The 16,944-nt window shown below is 61.5% G+C and carries 17 protein-coding genes; 10 read left to right on the top strand and 7 right to left on the bottom strand.

The window, feature by feature from the left end:
* Nucleotides 1–54: 54 nt before the first annotated feature.
* Nucleotides 55–1,860, top strand: a complete 1,806-nt coding sequence (locus tag AS026_RS15240) for a GGDEF domain-containing protein (protein ID WP_062370449.1) — start codon at nucleotides 55–57, stop codon at nucleotides 1,858–1,860.
* Between the two features lie 78 nt (nucleotides 1,861–1,938).
* Nucleotides 1,939–2,934, top strand: a complete 996-nt coding sequence (locus AS026_RS15235) for an NAD(P)H-quinone oxidoreductase (RefSeq protein WP_025661139.1) — start codon at nucleotides 1,939–1,941, stop codon at nucleotides 2,932–2,934.
* Here the strand turns inward: AS026_RS15235 and AS026_RS15230 are convergent.
* Complete coding sequence (locus AS026_RS15230; RefSeq protein ID WP_062370447.1) at nucleotides 2,931–4,145, bottom strand: MFS transporter; 1,215 nt, start codon at nucleotides 4,143–4,145, stop codon at nucleotides 2,931–2,933. The two genes, AS026_RS15235 and AS026_RS15230, sit on opposite strands and share 4 nt — an antisense overlap.
* Nucleotides 4,146–4,351: 206 nt before the next feature.
* Nucleotides 4,352–5,785 carry an MFS transporter gene (locus AS026_RS15225; protein WP_062370445.1) on the bottom strand — a complete coding sequence of 478 codons (1,434 nt, stop codon included), beginning with the start codon at nucleotides 5,783–5,785 and terminating at the stop codon, nucleotides 4,352–4,354.
* Nucleotides 5,786–5,892: 107 nt separating this feature from the next.
* On the opposite strand from AS026_RS15225, the gene AS026_RS15220 reads away from it, so the two are divergent.
* From AS026_RS15220 to AS026_RS15210, 3 genes are all read left to right on the top strand, one after another.
* Complete coding sequence (locus tag AS026_RS15220; protein ID WP_062370443.1) at nucleotides 5,893–6,513, top strand: helix-turn-helix transcriptional regulator; 621 nt, start codon at nucleotides 5,893–5,895, stop codon at nucleotides 6,511–6,513.
* 95 nt (nucleotides 6,514–6,608) lie between these two features.
* Entirely contained in the window at nucleotides 6,609–7,616 is a 1,008-nt protein-coding gene (locus tag AS026_RS15215) for an asparaginase (protein ID WP_025662832.1), read from the top strand.
* Between the two features lie 139 nt (nucleotides 7,617–7,755).
* Complete coding sequence (locus AS026_RS15210) at nucleotides 7,756–8,505, top strand: hypothetical protein (protein ID WP_025662831.1); 750 nt, start codon at nucleotides 7,756–7,758, stop codon at nucleotides 8,503–8,505.
* Here the strand turns inward: AS026_RS15210 and AS026_RS15205 are convergent.
* Complete coding sequence (locus tag AS026_RS15205; RefSeq protein ID WP_062370441.1) at nucleotides 8,480–9,235, bottom strand: DeoR/GlpR family DNA-binding transcription regulator; 756 nt, start codon at nucleotides 9,233–9,235, stop codon at nucleotides 8,480–8,482. The two genes, AS026_RS15210 and AS026_RS15205, sit on opposite strands and share 26 nt — an antisense overlap.
* A 120-nt stretch (nucleotides 9,236–9,355) precedes the next feature.
* On the opposite strand from AS026_RS15205, the gene AS026_RS15200 reads away from it, so the two are divergent.
* Nucleotides 9,356–9,712: a hypothetical protein gene (locus AS026_RS15200; RefSeq protein ID WP_026371959.1), complete on the top strand. Its 357-nt coding sequence runs from the start codon at nucleotides 9,356–9,358 to the stop codon at nucleotides 9,710–9,712.
* Between the two features lie 93 nt (nucleotides 9,713–9,805).
* Nucleotides 9,806–10,423, top strand: coding sequence for a glutathione S-transferase family protein (locus AS026_RS15195; protein ID WP_025662373.1), 618 nt, complete (start codon nucleotides 9,806–9,808; stop codon nucleotides 10,421–10,423).
* Between the two features lie 27 nt (nucleotides 10,424–10,450).
* Here AS026_RS15195 and AS026_RS15190 read toward each other — a convergent pair whose 3' ends face one another.
* Together AS026_RS15190 and AS026_RS15185 are read right to left on the bottom strand one after the other, a co-directional pair.
* Nucleotides 10,451–10,801 carry an MmcQ/YjbR family DNA-binding protein gene (locus AS026_RS15190; protein ID WP_025662372.1) on the bottom strand — a complete coding sequence of 117 codons (351 nt, stop codon included), beginning with the start codon at nucleotides 10,799–10,801 and terminating at the stop codon, nucleotides 10,451–10,453.
* Nucleotides 10,802–10,851: 50 nt separating this feature from the next.
* Complete coding sequence (locus AS026_RS15185) at nucleotides 10,852–11,040, bottom strand: hypothetical protein (RefSeq protein WP_025662371.1); 189 nt, start codon at nucleotides 11,038–11,040, stop codon at nucleotides 10,852–10,854.
* Between the two features lie 120 nt (nucleotides 11,041–11,160).
* Between AS026_RS15185 and AS026_RS15180 the strand changes: the two genes are divergently transcribed.
* The gene (locus AS026_RS15180) at nucleotides 11,161–12,057 is read left to right on the top strand and encodes a LysR substrate-binding domain-containing protein (protein ID WP_025662370.1); all 897 of its coding nucleotides are present in this window, start codon (nucleotides 11,161–11,163) and stop codon (nucleotides 12,055–12,057) included.
* Here the strand turns inward: AS026_RS15180 and AS026_RS15175 are convergent, their stop codons facing one another.
* A complete protein-coding gene (locus AS026_RS15175) occupies nucleotides 12,058–12,717 on the bottom strand; it encodes a glutathione S-transferase family protein (protein WP_025662369.1) in 660 nt (219 codons plus the stop codon).
* A 99-nt stretch (nucleotides 12,718–12,816) separates the two neighbouring features.
* On the bottom strand, nucleotides 12,817–14,193 hold the full coding sequence (locus AS026_RS15170; RefSeq protein ID WP_100248174.1) for a TIGR03808 family TAT-translocated repetitive protein: 1,377 nt from the start codon (nucleotides 14,191–14,193) through the stop codon (nucleotides 12,817–12,819).
* A gap of 110 nt (nucleotides 14,194–14,303) precedes the next feature.
* On the opposite strand from AS026_RS15170, the gene AS026_RS15165 reads away from it, so the two are divergent.
* Nucleotides 14,304–15,314 carry a ligase-associated DNA damage response exonuclease gene (locus AS026_RS15165; RefSeq protein WP_029867593.1) on the top strand — a complete coding sequence of 337 codons (1,011 nt, stop codon included), beginning with the start codon at nucleotides 14,304–14,306 and terminating at the stop codon, nucleotides 15,312–15,314.
* Nucleotides 15,314–16,942 carry a cisplatin damage response ATP-dependent DNA ligase gene (locus AS026_RS15160; RefSeq protein WP_062370437.1) on the top strand — a complete coding sequence of 543 codons (1,629 nt, stop codon included), beginning with the start codon at nucleotides 15,314–15,316 and terminating at the stop codon, nucleotides 16,940–16,942. The genes AS026_RS15165 and AS026_RS15160 overlap by 1 nt, the downstream gene beginning before the upstream one ends.
* Nucleotides 16,943–16,944 lie beyond the last annotated feature (2 nt).

The following is a 16,944-nucleotide window of genomic DNA, read 5'->3' as shown; positions in this document are numbered from 1 at the left end:
ATCCTTCTCCGCCAGTGTCCCTGCGCAAAACAATAAGACACAGTGGAGATTGGCATGTCTTTGGCTGCCACCGTCGATCCGGCGCTTGTTCGTCGCTACGCCAGCGATCAGATCGTGACCCTTGCGAAACTCGTCATCGAGAACGCGTTCCAGCCCATCGTGGAAGCAGGGACGGGAGTGGCGTTCGGCTATGAATCGCTAATGCGCGGCCAGGAGCGCATTGGTTTCAACTCTCCGATCGAAATCCTCGACGAGGCTCACAAGAACCACCAGCTTCTGCAACTGGAGCAGATGGTGGCAAGCCGTGCGCTTGCGAAGTTCGCAACGCTGCCGCACTTTTCCAGTTCGACACTGTTCCTCAATCTCGATGTTCGGCTGATCCCGCATGGCGAGCGCCTGGTGGAAGGCCTGCTGCAGCACCTGAAGCTCGCCAATATTCCTCCGTCTTCCATCTGTTTCGAGTTTTCCGAACGCTTCGACAATACTAGCGTGCCCGAATTTGCGGCGCTCGTATCGCTTCTCCGCAAGGCCGGCTTCAAGCTGGCGATCGACGATTTCGGTGTCGGCCACGGCGAGATGAAGCTGCTCTGCGACCACCCGGTCGATTACCTGAAGATCGACCGCCATTTCATCGCCGACATCGACAGCAGCCCGCGCAAGCGCCATCTTCTGAAAAACATCGTCCACATCGCCCATGTGCTCGGCACTCGCGTCATCGCCGAGGGCATCGAGACGGAGGCGGAATTCGTCGCCTGCCGCGAGTTCGGCGTCGATCTCGTCCAAGGCTGGTTCGTCTCCCGCCCGACCACCCATGTCACCGAGTTGCAGCCGTCGTTTCCGCACCTGTTGGACCTCGGCAAGAGCAAGCGAAATCCGCAATCGCTCGACGAGATCCTGATCCGCAAGCAGATCGAGATGCTGCCGACAGTCTATGAAAACGACACAATCGACAGTGTCTTCGAGCTGTTCCGCCGCAATCCGCAGCAGGCGTTCTTCCCGGTGCTGAATGCGAACGGCGAGCCGCGCGGTATCCTGCACGAACGGCATCTGAAGGAATACATCTACCAGCCTTTCGGTCGCGATCTCCTGAAGAACAAGGTCTACGAGCGAACGATTTCCCACTTCGTCGAGATGGCGCCGATCGTCGGGCTTGATTCCGATACCGAACAGCTAATGGCGATCTTCGCCAACATGGAAGGCACGAACTGCCTGCTTTTGACCGACAACATGCGCTATGCGGGTGTCGTGTCAGCCGCCTCGCTCATCAAGGTCATGAATGAGAAGAAGCTGAAGACGGCCCAGGACCAGAACCCTCTGACTGGACTGCCGGGCAACAGGGCGATCCGCGACTTCATGCGCGAGTCCAGTCTCGATGGCGACGAGAAGCGTCACTTCTGCTACTGTGATTTCGACAACTTCAAGCCGTTCAACGATGCCTATGGCTTCCATCTCGGCGACCACGCGATTTCGCTCTTTGCCGCGCTCATGCGCCGCTATTTTTTCGCTGAACGTCATTTCCTCGGGCATGTCGGCGGCGACGATTTCTTCATCGGCGTCCGCGGCTGGGCCAAGGAAGAGCTGACCGAAATTCTCGACCGCCTGATCAGCGATTTTCACGAGGATGTGCTCGGCCTCTATTCCGATACGGATCGCGCCGCTGGCAGCATTCGCGGCCATGACCGCGCAGGCGTCGAGGCACTGTTCCCGCTGATGCGCTGCTCGATCGGCGTGCTGGAGCTACCGGAAGGTCTTGTCATCGACGACACCAATCGCGTCAGCGCCGAAATTGCTCACATTAAGGCCGTGGCTAAGGAAAGCGAGGAGGGGCTCGTCTTCCACCTCCTGGGCGAGACGAATTGACGCCATCCGTTCTTCCTGCCTTCTCAAATCCGAAGCGCTGGACTATCTCACGTGCTTTCGGAACGAGGAGACCGGACCATGTCTTTGCCCACGCAGATGCGCTTCATCGACCTGCCGAGCTTCGGCGCGCCTGAAGTGATGCGGATTGCCACCGGACCCTTGCCGATACCGGGTGAGGGGCAGCTTCTTGTTCGCACCGAGGCGATCGGCGTCAACCGGCCCGACGTCGCTCAGCGTCAGGGCACCTATCCCCCGCCCAAGGACGCAAGCCCTGTCCTCGGACTTGAGATGGCGGGCGAGATCGTTGCCGTTGGCGCTGGCGTCAGAGATTTTGCCGTCGGCGATAAAGTTTGCGGCCTGACGAACGGCGGCGCCTATGCCGAATATTGCCTGCTGCCCGCCGGCCAGGCGCTCCGTTTCCCGAAAGGCTACGATGCGGTCAAGGCGGCCGCCCTCCCGGAGAACTACTTCACCGTCTGGGCCAACATGTTCCAGATGGCCGGGCTGACCGAAGGCGAGAAGGTCCTCGTGCACGGCGGCTCGAGTGGTATCGGAACGACCGCCATCCAGCTTGCGCGGGCCTTCGGCGCCGAGGTCTACGCGACCGCCGGTTCGCAGGAGAAATGCGACGCCTGCGTCAGGCTCGGTGCAAAGCGGGCCATCAACTATAAGACCGAGGATTTTGCAGAGGTCATCAAGACCGAGACGGGCCAAGGTGTCGATATCATCCTCGATATGATCGGTGCTGCCTATTTTGAGCGGAACGTGGCATCGCTTGCGAAGGACGGCTGCCTCTCGATCATCGCCTTCCTCGGCGGCGCTGTCGTGGAAAAGGTCGATCTAGCGCCGATCATGGTCAAACGGCTGACGATCACCGGCTCGACGCTGCGCCCGCGCACGCCTGAGGAAAAGCGCGCGATCCGGGACGATCTCCTTTCCCAGGTCTGGCCGCTTCTCGAGGAAGGCAAGCTTGCGCCTATTATCGATACCGTCGTTCCTTTCGAAGACGTCGCCAAGGCGCATCGGCTGATGGAAACGAGCGGTCACATCGGCAAGATCATGCTGCGGATCTAGGCCGGTCGCGGGACCGGTCGGGGGGCTCTTTCAAGGAACAGCAGTAGGCCAACCGAAGCGAGACCGACCACGGCGGCAAGCAGTGCTGTGCCTGAATATCCTGTGAAGCCGGTCCCGGCGGCGAAGATCGACGCACTGATGCCGTTTGCGACGAACGTGTTGACCGAGACCAGCGAACTGCCGAGTCCCGGGCGATCGGCAATCAGATCCTGCAGGTAGGTGATCGGTATGCTGAGGATGGCTGCAGCACCGCAGGCGTTGACCAGCACGAGGGCATAGATCTGCCAGGGCGCCGAGGCAAAGCTCAGCAATATCAGATACAGACAATAGATGAGCGCTCCGAGCGCAAGCACATGCACGTTGCGGAAGCGCCGCTGCAGCGCGCCCCACATCAGCATGAACGGCATTTCCAGGAAGGCGACGAGGCCGGCCATGAAACCGACATCGACCACCGTGCCGCCTGCGGCATCGGTAATGATCAACGGCGAAACGACACTGTTCAACCGCTGCAAGCCGAGCAGCAGCGCCATGAGGCAGACCCTCACCAGCACATGAGGGGAAAAAATCCTGCCGAGCGACGAGAAGAAGCCGATATTCAGGGAAGGGGAGGCTGCGCCCGCCGGCGCAGGCTTTGCCACGAACAGGTAGAGGCAAAAGCAGGTCAGGCTCGCGAGAGCCGCAATGCCATAGGCCGGTGTCATCGATTGCGAATTGATGAGGTACAGGCCGATCAGGCCAGGCGCCAGCGCCCAGGAGCCCGAGAACAGCGCGCGAACCGTGGACGTGATCGCTGCCGCCTTTCCGCGGTCCATCGTGTTCGTCGTCGCGCGGATACTGGCAAACAGGATCGAATAGGTGGAATTGCTGATGGGGATCAGCACCAATATGCCGAACATGAAGACTGCGGCAGTGCGGAATTCGTAGATCATTCCGAAGCCGAGCATGCCGCACACCGACAGCGCCAGCACCAGCGGGCGCCGATCGCTGAGCCTGTCGGACCAGATGCCGAGCGTCAGGCTGGTAGCGACGTTGACCAGCGCCGCAAGGAAGATCAGCCCGGAATAGCTGCGGTCGGACAGGCCGAGTTCGTTGATGCCGATGATCGATTGATAGGGCATCGTCGAGGCATAGGTGAAGGCGAGCGCAACCAGCGTCAGCGCTGGGACACGGATTTGACGATCGCGGAGGATGGACGAAAAAGCGGATGGCATGGCGTGATTCCCGATGCCACTGATATAAACCAGTAGTGTGCTCTCGAATAACCAGAGTTTGTGATGGCAGGGGTCAAATCACGTGATGGGTGGTCCCATGCCGTGATCGCGGCCGGTCGACAAGAGCCGATCCGCCCAATTGCTGGGATGGAAACGAGCGGTCACATCGGCAGGTCATGCTGCGTCTGTGACCGCTCGCACGTCGCTCACCGGGCCTGCCGTTCGGCGGGCGACGAGAGGGTCAGAGACGTTGCGACCGCGATCAGGCCTGGAAGGGCCATCAGGACGTAGAGCCAGTGGGCAGACGAGACGCTGCCGGCAACCCCGCCAGGGTTCACCAGTCCGGTGCTGTTGACGATCACACCGGCGACGGCGGCGCCGAAGGCGCTGCCGAGGGACTGTACCGTCGAGATCGCAGCCGAGGCCTTGTCTTGTTCGGAGTTATCGACAAGGCTCAGGACCTTGGTCACCAGATGCGCCCAGCCAAGGCCAACACCGAAACCCATCAGGAACATGCCGATGACAGCCGGGCCGAGAATGGCCAGGTTGCCCGATTGGTTATCCGCTGCGAGGAAGATGGTCAGCGAGGCAACCGCAATCATCTCGATCACGCAGCCGGCGGCGATCGCCGCGCTGGCACGCTTTTCGGACAGCGTTGCGCTGAAGAAGGCGGCAAAGGTCCAGCCGAGCGCGACAAGGGCGGTCAGATAGCCTGACACCAGCGGCGTCACGCCATGCAGGGCCTGCAGGAAATAGGGTATGTAGATGTCGCTTGTGAGCACCAGCAGTAGCACGAACATCGTCAGGTAGACACGTGCCACAGGCTTTGCGAGCGTGACCGCGCCTGTCGGGAGGAGACGGTTCCTGCCGCGCCGTTCGACCGATAGCATGGAGACGATCGCGACAATCGATGCTGCAAGCAGCAGTGCTTTGAAGCTTGTCACATCGATCGTTCCGGCAATGCTGACCAGCATCACGGCGGCAAGCAGCAAGGCAATCTGCAGCATCGGGGTCTTGCCATGGGCGCGGTCATCCTCGGCGCGTGGCAGCAGCCAGGGCGCAAGCGACGCCATCAGCACGCAGAGCGGGACGAGCAGCATGAAGGCGTGGCGCCACGCGTTGCCTTCGGAAAACAAGCCGCCGAGGCTGGGTCCGACCAGGGTCGAGACACCCCAGATGGCGGCATAGAGGGTTGATGCCTTCTGCCACAGCGGTTCTGGGTAGGCGAAGCGAATGAAAGCATAGGCAAGCCCGGCAAGAATACCGGCGCCGAATCCCTGTACCGTACGCCCCGCCAGCACAAATGGCATTGCCGGGGCAAGCGCGCAGACCAGGCTGCCGGTGCCGAAGATGAGCGCGCCTGCGACGTAGACACTGCGCAAGCCGATGCCTCGAGGACGCGTCGCGACAAAGATCGACCCTAGGACCGCAGCGGCAACGAAGAGCGTCGTCATCCATGACAGCAGTTCGAGCCCGCCGATGTCGCGCACGATCGACGGCGCGATTGTCGCGGTGATGTAGGTCTCAACCGCGTAGAGGGTGACGCCACCGCCGAGCATGAGTGTCGCGGGCAAAAGCGGCGCGGAAAACAGGTGAAAGACGGATGGCCTGTCTGCGGAAATCTCTTCAATGCCGGTCATGTCTAATGCCTTGTGTGCTTCCCGGGATATGCATTATTTTTGCAAGTTATTATTTGGAAAAAATACACGGCCATGTTATTAAAGCAAGTGCAAGCTTGGAAAAATAGATGAGACAATCCCAGGCCAACCGAATCCTGCTGCTAATCAAAACGGAAGGACCTCAGCTTGCCGCGACACTCGGCTCAAAGCTCGGCATATCGTCGGAAGCCGCCCGTCAGCAATTGACGAAGATGGCGGAGGATGGGCTGGTCGAAGCAGTGAACGAAAGTGCGACCGGCAGGGGGAGACCGAGACAGCTCTGGAACCTGACCACTGCCGGCAACCAGACCTTTCCCGATGGCCATGCGGAACTCACCGCCACGATCCTGAGCACGCTGGTCGCGCAGCTGGGGACGCCGGCCCTGGATGCCGTCATTTCCGCCCGCGAAGCAGATACCCTCAAGCGCTACCGCAAGGAAGTCGACGCTGCCGACACAGGATCGCGTGTGCGGCAGCTCGCCGCCATACGCACTAGCGAAGGATACATGGCCGACAGCTGGGAAGAGGCGGACGGTTCGCTTCTGCTTGTCGAAAACCACTGCCCGATCTGCGCCGCCGCAAGCGTCTGTGCCGGTTTTTGCCGCTCCGAGCTGGAGACCTTTCGCGCCGTCCTCGGCGCCAAGGTCGAGCGCGAGGAACATATCCTGCTCGGCGCCCGCCGTTGCGCCTATCGCGTCACGCCGCTTTGAGCGGCGCCGCGGTACAGGAGTCGACGAAAGGCAATTGCTTTATCGACGCGACTCGCTATGCGTGACGCATCTGCCTACATGATCAGGATCAAGCCATGACCAATCCCGTCACCGTCGAAGTCACCCGAGGCTCGCTCGTTGAAAGCCGCCATCGCGGCGCCGTCGTTGCCGTGGATGGTGATGGAAAGATCGTGTTCTCGATCGGCGACATCGACGCGCCAACCTTCCCACGTTCTGCCTGCAAGGCGATGCAGGCGCTGCCGCTGATGGAAAGCGGTGCTGCGGACGCCTATGGCTTCGGCGACAAGGAACTGGCGCTGGCCTGCTCCTCGCACAATGGCGAGGACGAGCATCTGGCGCTCGCCGCCGCCATGCTGGCGAAAGCCGGTCGCGATGTCGAAACGCTCGAATGCGGCGCTCATTGGTCCTCGAGCCAGAAGGTGCTGATCCACCAGGCGCGCACGATCGACAAGCCGACGGCATTGCACAACAACTGCTCCGGCAAGCATGCCGGCTTCATCTGCGCTTGCTGCCATCAGGACATCGATCCGAAGGGATATGTCGGCTACGACCATCCGCTGCAGGTCGAAATTCGCGGCGTCATGAAAAGCCTGACGGGTGCGGCGCTCGGCCGTGACAACTGCGGCACGGACGGCTGCTCCATCCCGACCTACGCGGTTCCCTTGCGCGGCCTGGCGCAGGGCTTTGCCAAGATGGCGAGCGGCAATGGCCTCGAGCCGCTCCGCGCCAAGGCTTCCCGCCGGCTGTTCGATGCCTGCATGGCCGAGCCCTTCTATGTGGCCGGAACGGGCCGCGCCTGCACCGCGCTGATGGAGGCCGCACCTGGTCGCATCTTCGCCAAGACGGGGGCCGAGGGTGTCTTCTGCGCGGCGATCCCCGAGCAGGGAGTCGCGATCGCTCTGAAATGCGACGACGGCCATTCGCGTGCCTCCGAGGCAATGGTTGCCGCCGTCCTCAGCCGCTTCTTCGGCAAGGACGATGCGATTCGCGCGCGCCTGGCCGCCATGGCGACCGTCCAGATGCACAATTGGAACGGTATACATGTCGGCGATATTCGCGCGACGGCTGCGCTGACGGCATAAGCCGTTCCGGAACGGGACAGTTGTGCCGCGAAAATAGAAGTTGCTAATGTATGTGAAACTACAGCCCACGAGAACGGATGCGGTTTTTGTGGGCTGAGTTACCCTTTGCCCAGTACATCGAACGCCATGAGGGCAGGATATGTTTGCGGGCCGCTATCTTTGGTGGATGTTGATCGCCATCGCGATCTTCCTCTTCTTCACCATGTGTTTTGACTATGTGACCTGGCTGACGGTCGTCTCGTCCGGCTGCGCGCGGATCGCCGGCTCCTGCGGGCCGATCATCGTCACCATGACCGGTTCCATGAAACCGTCGGGCGTCTACCTCGCGGGGGGCATCATCCTCGTCGTGACGCTTGCCCGCATCCACTATCTGTCGATGAACTGGATCTGGGGCGCTATCGTCGCAATCTGGTTCGTCGCATCGGCGCCGTTTCCTCTGCTCCTCGCCAACGGCTGGACCGGCCAGTTGAAGCCGGAGACCGTGCTGGATGGGCTGCCGGTGGCGTTCCTGTTCTTTGTGATCTTCTGTGCCTATATCGGCTGGTCGTTTGAAGAGAGTGGCGCGCGGCCGCTTGGCGCGTGGCGTGCGCTGCGTACAATCATTTCCGTCACCGCCGTCTATGGCGCGCTATTGGCGCTGTCGGAAGCACCCGCCTTCGCGACCATCCCGGGTCGTGTGCTTGGCGAGATGCGGCTTTCGACGTCAATTGCTGCGCTACAGCCCGGATTGCATGACGTCCTGACCCTCTGGGCCAGCCGCGACACGTTCGCCTATATCGTCTTCGCTGTCTTTGTCGTCGGTCTCGCTGCGAGCCTGTTGCCACAGAACCTCGAGGAACTCAGAGCGCGCTTCGTCCCGCCGTTCATGCTTCGAGGATCTCGGCAGTAAGATTGCGATAGGGCTCTATGGCTGCCGCTGGGATATCAGAGGCGACGATCAGCCCTGATACGCCTGAGATCGGAAGGACCTGGCAGGGAGAGACGTGGTCGAACTTCTCCTCCGTTAGCGGCACGTAGGTTTCGGCCGCGCAGGATGCGATGTGCCGCTTGATGGCCGCCTCCTCGAAGTCGCCGGTCGACAGCCCGTGTACCGGATGCACAGCCGTCACGCCGAGAAAGAACATATCCGGCCGAAGCTGCGAGATCGCGGCCATCGCAACGGCGCCGACCGCGACCATCGAGTGCTTGTAGAGCTTGCCGCCGATCAGGATGACGCTCGCCGTCGGGTGGTGTTCCAGCTCCGCAGCGATCGTCGGACTGTGCGTCGCGACCGAGAACGCAAAGTCGCGCGGCAGTTGCCGGGCAATCTCCGCCGTCGTCGTCCCGCCATCCAGAAAGATCAGCTGCCCGGGTTGCACGAGCGAGGCGGCCTTTCGTCCCAACCGCGACTTCGCCTCGGACGAAACACTCTTTCGCGTCGAGAAATCCGGCAGCTCGGGCGCAACAGGCATCGCCCCGCCGTGAACCCGCTTCAGCAAACCTTCCGCCGCCATCTCCCTGAGGTCGCGGCGGATCGTGTCCTCCGAAAGCGAGAAGTCTTCGGCGACACGTTTGGCAATCACCTGGCCGTCTCGCCTGAGAATATCGAGGATCAACGATCTGCGCTGGGTCGTAAGCATGCCTTCATCCCGTATTTGCACGAATTATCGTGAAATTGCACGAAATGAATCGACATTCAAGAAATATCGTGCAGTTATCGGCCATCTCGTGCATGAAGCCGAGGGAAATGGAGCTTGATGATGTTGATCTTGATTGCTGGTCCCTACAGGTCCGGAACCGGGGATGACCCGGAAAAAATGGCTGCCAATCTGCAGCGGCTGGAGCAGCCCTCGCACAGGCTGTTCCAGGCGGGCCATGTACCGATGATTGGGGAATGGGTGGCGCTCCCCGTGTGGAACGCGGCCGGCGGCAAGGCTGTCGGCGATGATCTCTACGAGGAGATCTTCCACCCCGTTGCCGGCCGCCTGCTGCAGCTTTGCGATGGCGTGCTGCGGCTTGAGGGCGAATCGAAAGGCGCCGACAATGATGTTCGCATCGCCCGCGAACGCGGCATCCCGGTCTGGCACCGGATCGAGGATGTCCCCGGCTGCGCTTGAGGCAGCCTGACTTTTAAGAGGCCGGCTCGCCGGCCTCGATCTGTGCGTTTGCGGAGAGCCGCGCTATAAAGTCAGCATCGAAGGGAGTCGATCATGCTGACACTGTACTACGCGCCGCATACCTGCGCGCTCGCAAGCCTCATTGCGCTGGAGGAGTCCGGCCTGCAGTTCAAAACGAAGAAGCTGAACTTCGCCGAAGCGGAGCAGCGTTCTCCCGAGTACCTGGCGATCAATCCCAAGGGCAGGGTTCCCGCTCTGGTGACGGATCGCGGCATCATTACCGAAACGCCGGCAATCCTCGCCTATATCGCTCAGGTCGCCTCCGCCGCGCAATTGGCCCCGCTTGATCCTTTCGAGTTCGCCCGCATGCAGGCCTTCAACAATTATCTTTGCTCGACCGTGCATGTGAACCACGCGCACGGCCGCCGGGGCAGCCGGTGGGCCGATGATCCGACAGCCCATGAAGCGATGAAGGCGAAGGTGCCGCAAACCATGGCCGAATGCTTCGAGATCATCGAGGCGAAGATGCTGGAGGGCCCATGGGTCATGGGCGAGTACTATTCGGTCGCCGATCCCTACCTCTTTGTCATGACCGGCTGGCTGCGGTCCGATGGCGTCGATCCGGCCCGCTTCCGGAAAGCGACGGCGCACTATGCGCAGATGATGGAGCGCGCGGCCGTGCTGCGGGCATTGGAGCGCGAACAGGCCTAAACAGACGTCGCCCGGCCGCCGGGCACATCAGCCATGAAAATTCGCGGCAAGCCTCTTTGGCGCGCGGAACCGCCACGCGCCGATCAGCCGTTCCTTCAGTTCGGCGTCGCTGATCATCGCGGCGTGCAGGGGCATATACGGCCAGCCGATATAGTGGGGTGTCTGATAGTAGATCTCGGGCGCCATCTCGATCAGCCGTTCCTTGTCGTCGATCGAGATGCAGAGCACGATGGTCTCGTTGTTCTTGACCGCCGCGAATGATTTGCCGCCGACTTTCAGCGCCGGGTTACCGTAGGACGTGCTCTCCTCGACGTCAGGCAGATTGGCTTCCGCCGAAAGACGCTTGAGGCGCGCAAAGATCGTATCGACACTGGTCATGTGAGCCCGCTCGAAACTGAAGCGGGCCAAGACTAGCAGATTTTACCGGGCTATGCGCACTTTGCGAGCTGTAGCGGTTCCTGCTCGGGCGCGCGTGGTTGCGGGCCGAGCGGCAGGTCTGCCAACGCCGTCGGTGACATGCGGGCCAGTTCGGGATGGTAGAGCGGATCCCGCTTGCTGTCCGCGCTGTAGGGCGGTTCGATTGTTTCCACGCTCAAGAAAAACTTTAGTATTTGCATGGCGCGCCTCGCTTCCTTCGAGAATGGCGAACGGAGCATCTGTTCAACACAGGCGGATTATCGCGGGCGGCCAGCCAGGTTTCAATTGAGATTACCAATCTCTCGGTATAGAAAAACTATATGAGAAACCTGAACTCGGTTCACTTGAACGGATTGCGCGCGCTCGAGGCTGTCGGCCGGCTTGGCTCCCTACAGGCCGCCGCAGAGGAACTGGGCGTCTCCATCGGCGCTGTCAGCCAACAGGTCATCAAGGCCGAAGCGCAGCTCGACCACGTGATCTTCGAGCGCACGCCAAAAGGCATGGTCGCGACTGAGGCGGGCACGCGCCTGCTGGCCGGCCTGACCGAGGGCTTCAATGCGCTGTCGCAGGCCGTCGCGACGACGCAGCGGCGGGACGACAGCATTCTGACGATCTCTGTGGCGCCGGTCTTTGCCGCGCGCTGGCTTGTCTATCGGCTCGATCGCTTTGCCGAACGGCATCCTGAGATCAGCCTGCGGATGGATGCCACCACCCGGCTCGTCAATCCGGCGCTCTGCGATGTCGATGTCGGCATCCGCGTCGGCAACGGTCAGTGGTCGGACGTAAAGGCCGAACTGCTGCTGCAGCAGCAGGTCTTCCCGGTCTGCTCGCCCGCTATGGCGGCGCGACTGCACGAGCCCGCCGATATACTGTCGCTGCCGGCGGTCATCGACGGTCACGCCATGTTCACTTGGGAAGTGTGGATGCGAGAGGCCGGATTGTCGGGCGCGACGCTCGAGACGCGCCACGTCTTCAACGATGCCTCGCTCTGCCTCGATGCGGCTATCGCAGGGCAGGGCGTCATGCTCGCCTGGCAGACGCTCGCGGACTTTGCCCTGCAGCAGGGGCAGCTGGTTGCGCCTTTCGGCATTCGCGCGAAAACCGGCTTCGGCCACTATTTCGTAACGGCCGAAGGCGCGCGCGAACCCAAGAAGGTGAAGGATTTCAAGGCCTGGATCCGCGAGGAAATGGCCAGCACCCTCAAGCTCTTTCCCTGATCAAACCGGTTCCTGCGACCGCGTCGCCTGCATCGCGATATAGGCCGGCCGTGACTGGCAGCGCTTGATCCAGGCGCTGACATTGGGATGGGCGTCGAACAGCGCCTGTTCCGTCTGCGCGTAGCGAAGAACTTCCGCGATATTGAGATCAGCTGCGGTGAAGCGGTTGCCGACAACGTATTCGTTGGTCGCCAGATGCTTGTCGAGCGTCGCGAACGCCTTCTTCAGCGATCGGACGGCGACGCTGATCGTTGCCTTGCCCTCGTCGCTGTTTTGCTTCTCGTCGTCATAGACATAGACGATCTTCACCGTATGCGGCTCAACCTCGGTGGCCGCCCAAATGGTCCACATCGTCATCAAACCGTCTTCCGCGACGGTTTGGCCGGCCAGTGGTCCGCCATGCTTGCGGGCGAGGTAAAGGGTAATGGCAAGCGACTCATGCATGACGAGGTCGTCGTCCTTGATGCTGGGGATCAGCGCCATCGGATTGACCGCCAGGAAATCAGGCGACAGGGTATTGATAGGCGCATCGGCGGCAAGCGGATTGGCAAGTCGCCTTGCCTGAATGACCCGCAGGGACTCGAATTCGAGACCCAGTTCCTCAGCCATCCAGTAAACGCGCGAGGCGCGCGAGCGATAAACTCCGTAAATTGTCAGCATCTCGATGTACCCCTTGTTCGGCTGGGCGCAGGGTAGGAGCCGAAGCGTCGCAGCGGAAGCCGCCAAGCCTTATGAATCGATGAAAGCTTTTGATGCTTTTCAGGAGATGCGGTTGCGCTCGACCGTCAGCTGCGCAAAGCGCGAGGCAGCGCCCGCGGTCGCCAGCTCGCCGGACACCTTCCTGTCCCATTCGAAGCCGAGGACGGCACCACAGGGCGTTTCCTGAAACACGTTGTCGGTGATGATGGCCGCGCCTGCACCTTCCGCCACCGAGACCGCGCAGCCGATCGGGGCCTTGCGGATGATATTTCCGGTCACGACGAGGTTGCGGAGATAGGGTCCCCAGCCGAGCTGCATGCCCCAGCGTGGCGCACCTTCGATGATGTTGCCGGAGACCAGTGTATCCGCCTCGGCGGCAATGCCGATGCCGAAGCCGACCTCGTGCTCGTAGGGACCCTTGAGCGTCAGGTTACGCACGACGTTGCCGGTAACGCTCGCCAGCCTGCCGCCCTGGTCGAAATTGGCGATCGAGATGCCGTTCGCCGCACCGTCCACCATGTTGTTGGACACGACAGCGCCCACAAACTCGAACTCGACATAAACAGCGGTCTCGCCCGAACGCTGGCATTGGTTGCCTGTGATCTGGATATCCGAGGCCGAATTGGCGCGGATGGCGGTAAATGCGCAGTCCGACACGTGATTGTTTGCGACCATGACGTTGTCAGCGCGGAAGATATTGATGCCGTTGCCGTTTTGGCCGGTGCCGCCGTCATTGGCCTTGATCCGGTAGATGCGGTTGCCGTTGACGACGCTGTTATCAGCCGCCTTCGTCCAGCGATGCACGAGAATACCGCCATTGCCGCAGTCGAAGACCTCGTTGCCGGTGATCGAAAGCGCGTCGGATTCGACGGCGTAGATGCCGGATTGGCCTGCACCCGATATGCGGCTGCCCGTAATCCGGCCGCCGCATCGCTCCAGTCGAACGGCATGTTTGCGGCTGGCGGCGATCTCGCAATTGTCGATGATTACCTCGGCGACGCCGGTGAATTGCAGCAGCCCGCCGGCATCATCACCGAGCGAACGATTCTGCCCGTCGATGATGATGTTCGAGAGTTCGATGTTCTTGACCTTCTCAGCGCTGAAGAGGTTGCCGCCGCCGGTGTAGACGATGCGCGATACGCCGGGAACGCCGGTGATGCGCGTATTCTCCCGCAGTACGAGATTGGAAGCCTTGTAGGTGCCTGGTGGCAGGAAAACCGGTGCGTTCTCCGCCGCCGCTTGGTCGATCATCTTCTGCAGGCTGACGCGCTTGCGGTCCGGCGCGCCTGGCGTTGGCTGGTAATCTCCCGCGTCAATCGCGCCGCGCAGGCCACCATCGCGCGTTGTCGCGAAGCTGCGCGATGCCATCAGCGCAAAGGCGGATGCTCCCGCAAGACGGAGCAGGTCACGACGGGAGGTTAACGGACTTTCCTTCATTTCGACCGCCTTGCAGGAAACGTGCCGGCGCGCCTGTTTCATTTTGGTACAGATAGGCATCTTCCCGTCGCCCACTGGCCCTTCCGTCCTTTCCCGCTATCTTTGCAGGCATGAGACCAGATGCATTGCTCTATCCCGCCCCCGAGGGGCTCTATTGTCCCGAGGGAGGATTCTATGTGGATCCCGTGCGGCCGGTCGAGCGAGCCCTGATCACCCACGGTCATTCCGATCACGCGCGGCCCGGCCATGCAAACGTGCTTGCGACACGCCAGACGCTCGACATCATGCAGATCCGCTATGGCGATGGATTCTGCGCAAGCGAACAGGCTGCCGCTTTCGGCGAGGAGATCCTGATTAACGGCGTAAAGGTCAGCTTTCATCCGGCTGGCCATGTGCTCGGCTCGGCACAGATCGCCATCGAGAAGAGCGGTACCCGCATCGTCGTCTCGGGCGATTACAAGCGGCGGGCAGACCCGACATGCGCCGCCTACGTGCCGGTGCCCTGCGATGTCTTCATCACCGAGGCCACCTTCGGACTCCCGGTATTCCACCACCCAGATCCCGTCGATGAAATGGGCAAGCTTTATGCGTCGCTGCGGCAATTTCCGGAGCGCACGCATCTGATCGGTGCCTATGCGCTCGGCAAGGCGCAGCGCGTCATCCGCTTGCTGCGCGATACCGGCTTTGACCAGCCGATCTATATCCACGGCGCGATGGAAAAGCTCTGCGACTACTATGTAGAACAGGGCATCGACCTTGGTGAGCTTCGCCCGGCGACCATCGAGAGCCGCGACAAGTCCGCCTTCAAGGGAGCCATCGTCGTCGGCCCGTCCTCCGCCTTCGCCGACCGCTGGGCGCGGCGCTTCAATGAACCGCTGCCCGCATTCGCCTCGGGGTGGATGATGGTGCGTCAGCGTGCCAAGCAGCAGGGCGTCGAACTGCCGCTTGTTATCTCCGACCATTGCGACTGGCCGGAATTGACGGAGACGATCAGTGATCTGCGCCCCGAGGAAGTGTGGGTGACGCATGGTCGCGAGGAGGCGCTGGTTCGCTGGTGCCAGTTGCAGGGCATCAAGGCCCGGCCGCTGCACCTGGTCGGTTATGAAGACGAGGCCGACTGATGAAAGCATTCTCCGACCTTCTCGACCGCCTCGTGCTCACCCCCAGCCGCAACGACAAGCTGAAACTGCTTTCCGACTACTTCTGCGACACCCCGGATCCGGATCGCGGCTACGGTCTCGCCGCCATTGCCGGCACGCTTGAAGTGCGCAACGTCAAGCCGGCCATGCTGCGCGAGCTGGTGCTGGAGCGGATGGATGAAGTGCTCTTCCGCTATTCCTATGATTATGTCGGCGATCTCGCCGAGACGATCTCCCTTGTCTGGGACGCCGAGAAGGACATCGAGCGGTCGGCGCTCGCCCAGCCACGGCTTGGCGATGTCGTCAGGCAGATGAACGCGCTTGGGCGCACCGAGGTTCGCAGCTTCGTGCGCGACCTGCTCGATCGGCTGGACACATCAGGTCGCTTCGCCTTCATCAAGCTTGCGACCGGGGCGCTCCGCATTGGGGTCTCGTCCCGTCTGGCGAAACAGGCGCTCGCCGATATGGGCGGCCGCGATGTGACCGAAATCGAGACGCTCTGGCATGGTCTGCAGCCGCCCTACGAACCGCTGTTTCGCTGGCTGGAAGGGCAAGGTGACAAGCCGGTGCTGGCGACGCCGGCGATCTTCCATTCCGTCATGCTCGCCAATCCGGTGGAGGAGGGGGATCTCGAACAGCTCAACCCGTCCGACTATGCCGCCGAGTGGAAATGGGACGGCATTCGCGTGCAGCTGTCGCGCTCCGGCGACACGCGCAAGATCTATTCGCGTTCCGGCGACGATATCTCAGGCGCGTTTCCCGATATCGTCGATTCGATCAACTTCGACGGGGTGATGGACGGTGAACTCCTCGTTGGCGGAACCACCCGTTCGAACAGCCCGACGCGTACCTTCTCCGATCTGCAGCAACGTCTGAACCGCAAGACGGTGACGGTGAAGATGCTCGACGAGTATCCGGCCTTCATCCGTGCCTACGACCTGCTGTTCGATCGGGAAGAGGACATACGCGGCCGCTCCTATGTCGATCGCCGCGCGCGTCTTGCGGAGGTCATCGATCATGCGCCGCACGACCGTTTCGATCTTTCACCCCTGGTCGAGTTCTCGTCGTGGAACGAACTGGATCAGCTGCGCTCGTCACCGCCAAATCCTGTCATTGAAGGGGTGATGATCAAGCGCCGCGACAGTGTCTATCAGGCCGGGCGGCTGAAGGGTCCGTGGTTCAAGTGGAAGCGCAATCCCTATAACGTCGACGCCGTGCTGATGTATGCGCAGCGCGGCCACGGCAAGCGCTCCAGCTATTATTCCGATTTCACCTTCGGCGTCTGGACCGAAACGCCGGAGGGAGAACAACTGGTGCCGGTCGGCAAGGCCTATTTCGGCTTCACCGATGCCGAGCTGGAATTGCTGGACAAGTTCGTGCGCAACAATACGACGGAGCGCTTCGGTCCGGTGCGGGCCGTCAGGGCAGACAAGGATTTCGGTTTTGTTGTCGAAGTCGCTTTCGAAGGCATCAATCGCTCCACCCGCCACAAATCGGGCGTGGCGATGCGCTTTCCGCGGATCTCCCGCCTGCGTCCCGACAAACCGTCCTATGAGGCGGATCGCCTCCAGACGCTGGTCGCCATGATCGATGCTAAGGGCGAGCAGTAGGT

Origin of the sequence: Rhizobium altiplani (assembly GCF_001542405.1) — a bacterium.
Lineage (GTDB): Bacteria > Pseudomonadota > Alphaproteobacteria > Rhizobiales > Rhizobiaceae > Rhizobium > Rhizobium altiplani.
This window is presented reverse-complemented; position numbering and strand designations above follow the sequence as displayed.

What these genes read in the sequence shown, in the direction of transcription:
- AS026_RS15215 (WP_025662832.1), top strand. Translation starts at nt 6,609, where the DNA reads ATGACCAATCCCGTCACCGTCGAAGTCACCCGAGGCTCGCTCGTTGAA.
- AS026_RS15195 (WP_025662373.1), top strand. Translation starts at nt 9,806, where the DNA reads ATGCTGACACTGTACTACGCGCCGCATACCTGCGCGCTCGCAAGCCTC.
- AS026_RS15180 (WP_025662370.1), top strand. Translation starts at nt 11,161, where the DNA reads ATGAGAAACCTGAACTCGGTTCACTTGAACGGATTGCGCGCGCTCGAG.
- AS026_RS15230 (WP_062370447.1), bottom strand. Translation starts at nt 4,145, where the DNA reads ATGCCATCCGCTTTTTCGTCCATCCTCCGCGATCGTCAAATCCGTGTC.
- AS026_RS15165 (WP_029867593.1), top strand. Translation starts at nt 14,304, where the DNA reads ATGAGACCAGATGCATTGCTCTATCCCGCCCCCGAGGGGCTCTATTGT.
- AS026_RS15185 (WP_025662371.1), bottom strand. Translation starts at nt 11,040, where the DNA reads ATGCAAATACTAAAGTTTTTCTTGAGCGTGGAAACAATCGAACCGCCC.
- AS026_RS15240 (WP_062370449.1), top strand. Translation starts at nt 55, where the DNA reads ATGTCTTTGGCTGCCACCGTCGATCCGGCGCTTGTTCGTCGCTACGCC.
- AS026_RS15190 (WP_025662372.1), bottom strand. Translation starts at nt 10,801, where the DNA reads ATGACCAGTGTCGATACGATCTTTGCGCGCCTCAAGCGTCTTTCGGCG.
- AS026_RS15170 (WP_100248174.1), bottom strand. Translation starts at nt 14,193, where the DNA reads ATGAAGGAAAGTCCGTTAACCTCCCGTCGTGACCTGCTCCGTCTTGCG.
- AS026_RS15210 (WP_025662831.1), top strand. Translation starts at nt 7,756, where the DNA reads ATGTTTGCGGGCCGCTATCTTTGGTGGATGTTGATCGCCATCGCGATC.
- AS026_RS15225 (WP_062370445.1), bottom strand. Translation starts at nt 5,785, where the DNA reads ATGACCGGCATTGAAGAGATTTCCGCAGACAGGCCATCCGTCTTTCAC.
- AS026_RS15235 (WP_025661139.1), top strand. Translation starts at nt 1,939, where the DNA reads ATGTCTTTGCCCACGCAGATGCGCTTCATCGACCTGCCGAGCTTCGGC.
- AS026_RS15175 (WP_025662369.1), bottom strand. Translation starts at nt 12,717, where the DNA reads ATGCTGACAATTTACGGAGTTTATCGCTCGCGCGCCTCGCGCGTTTAC.
- AS026_RS15220 (WP_062370443.1), top strand. Translation starts at nt 5,893, where the DNA reads ATGAGACAATCCCAGGCCAACCGAATCCTGCTGCTAATCAAAACGGAA.
- AS026_RS15200 (WP_026371959.1), top strand. Translation starts at nt 9,356, where the DNA reads ATGTTGATCTTGATTGCTGGTCCCTACAGGTCCGGAACCGGGGATGAC.
- AS026_RS15205 (WP_062370441.1), bottom strand. Translation starts at nt 9,235, where the DNA reads ATGCTTACGACCCAGCGCAGATCGTTGATCCTCGATATTCTCAGGCGA.
- AS026_RS15160 (WP_062370437.1), top strand. Translation starts at nt 15,314, where the DNA reads ATGAAAGCATTCTCCGACCTTCTCGACCGCCTCGTGCTCACCCCCAGC.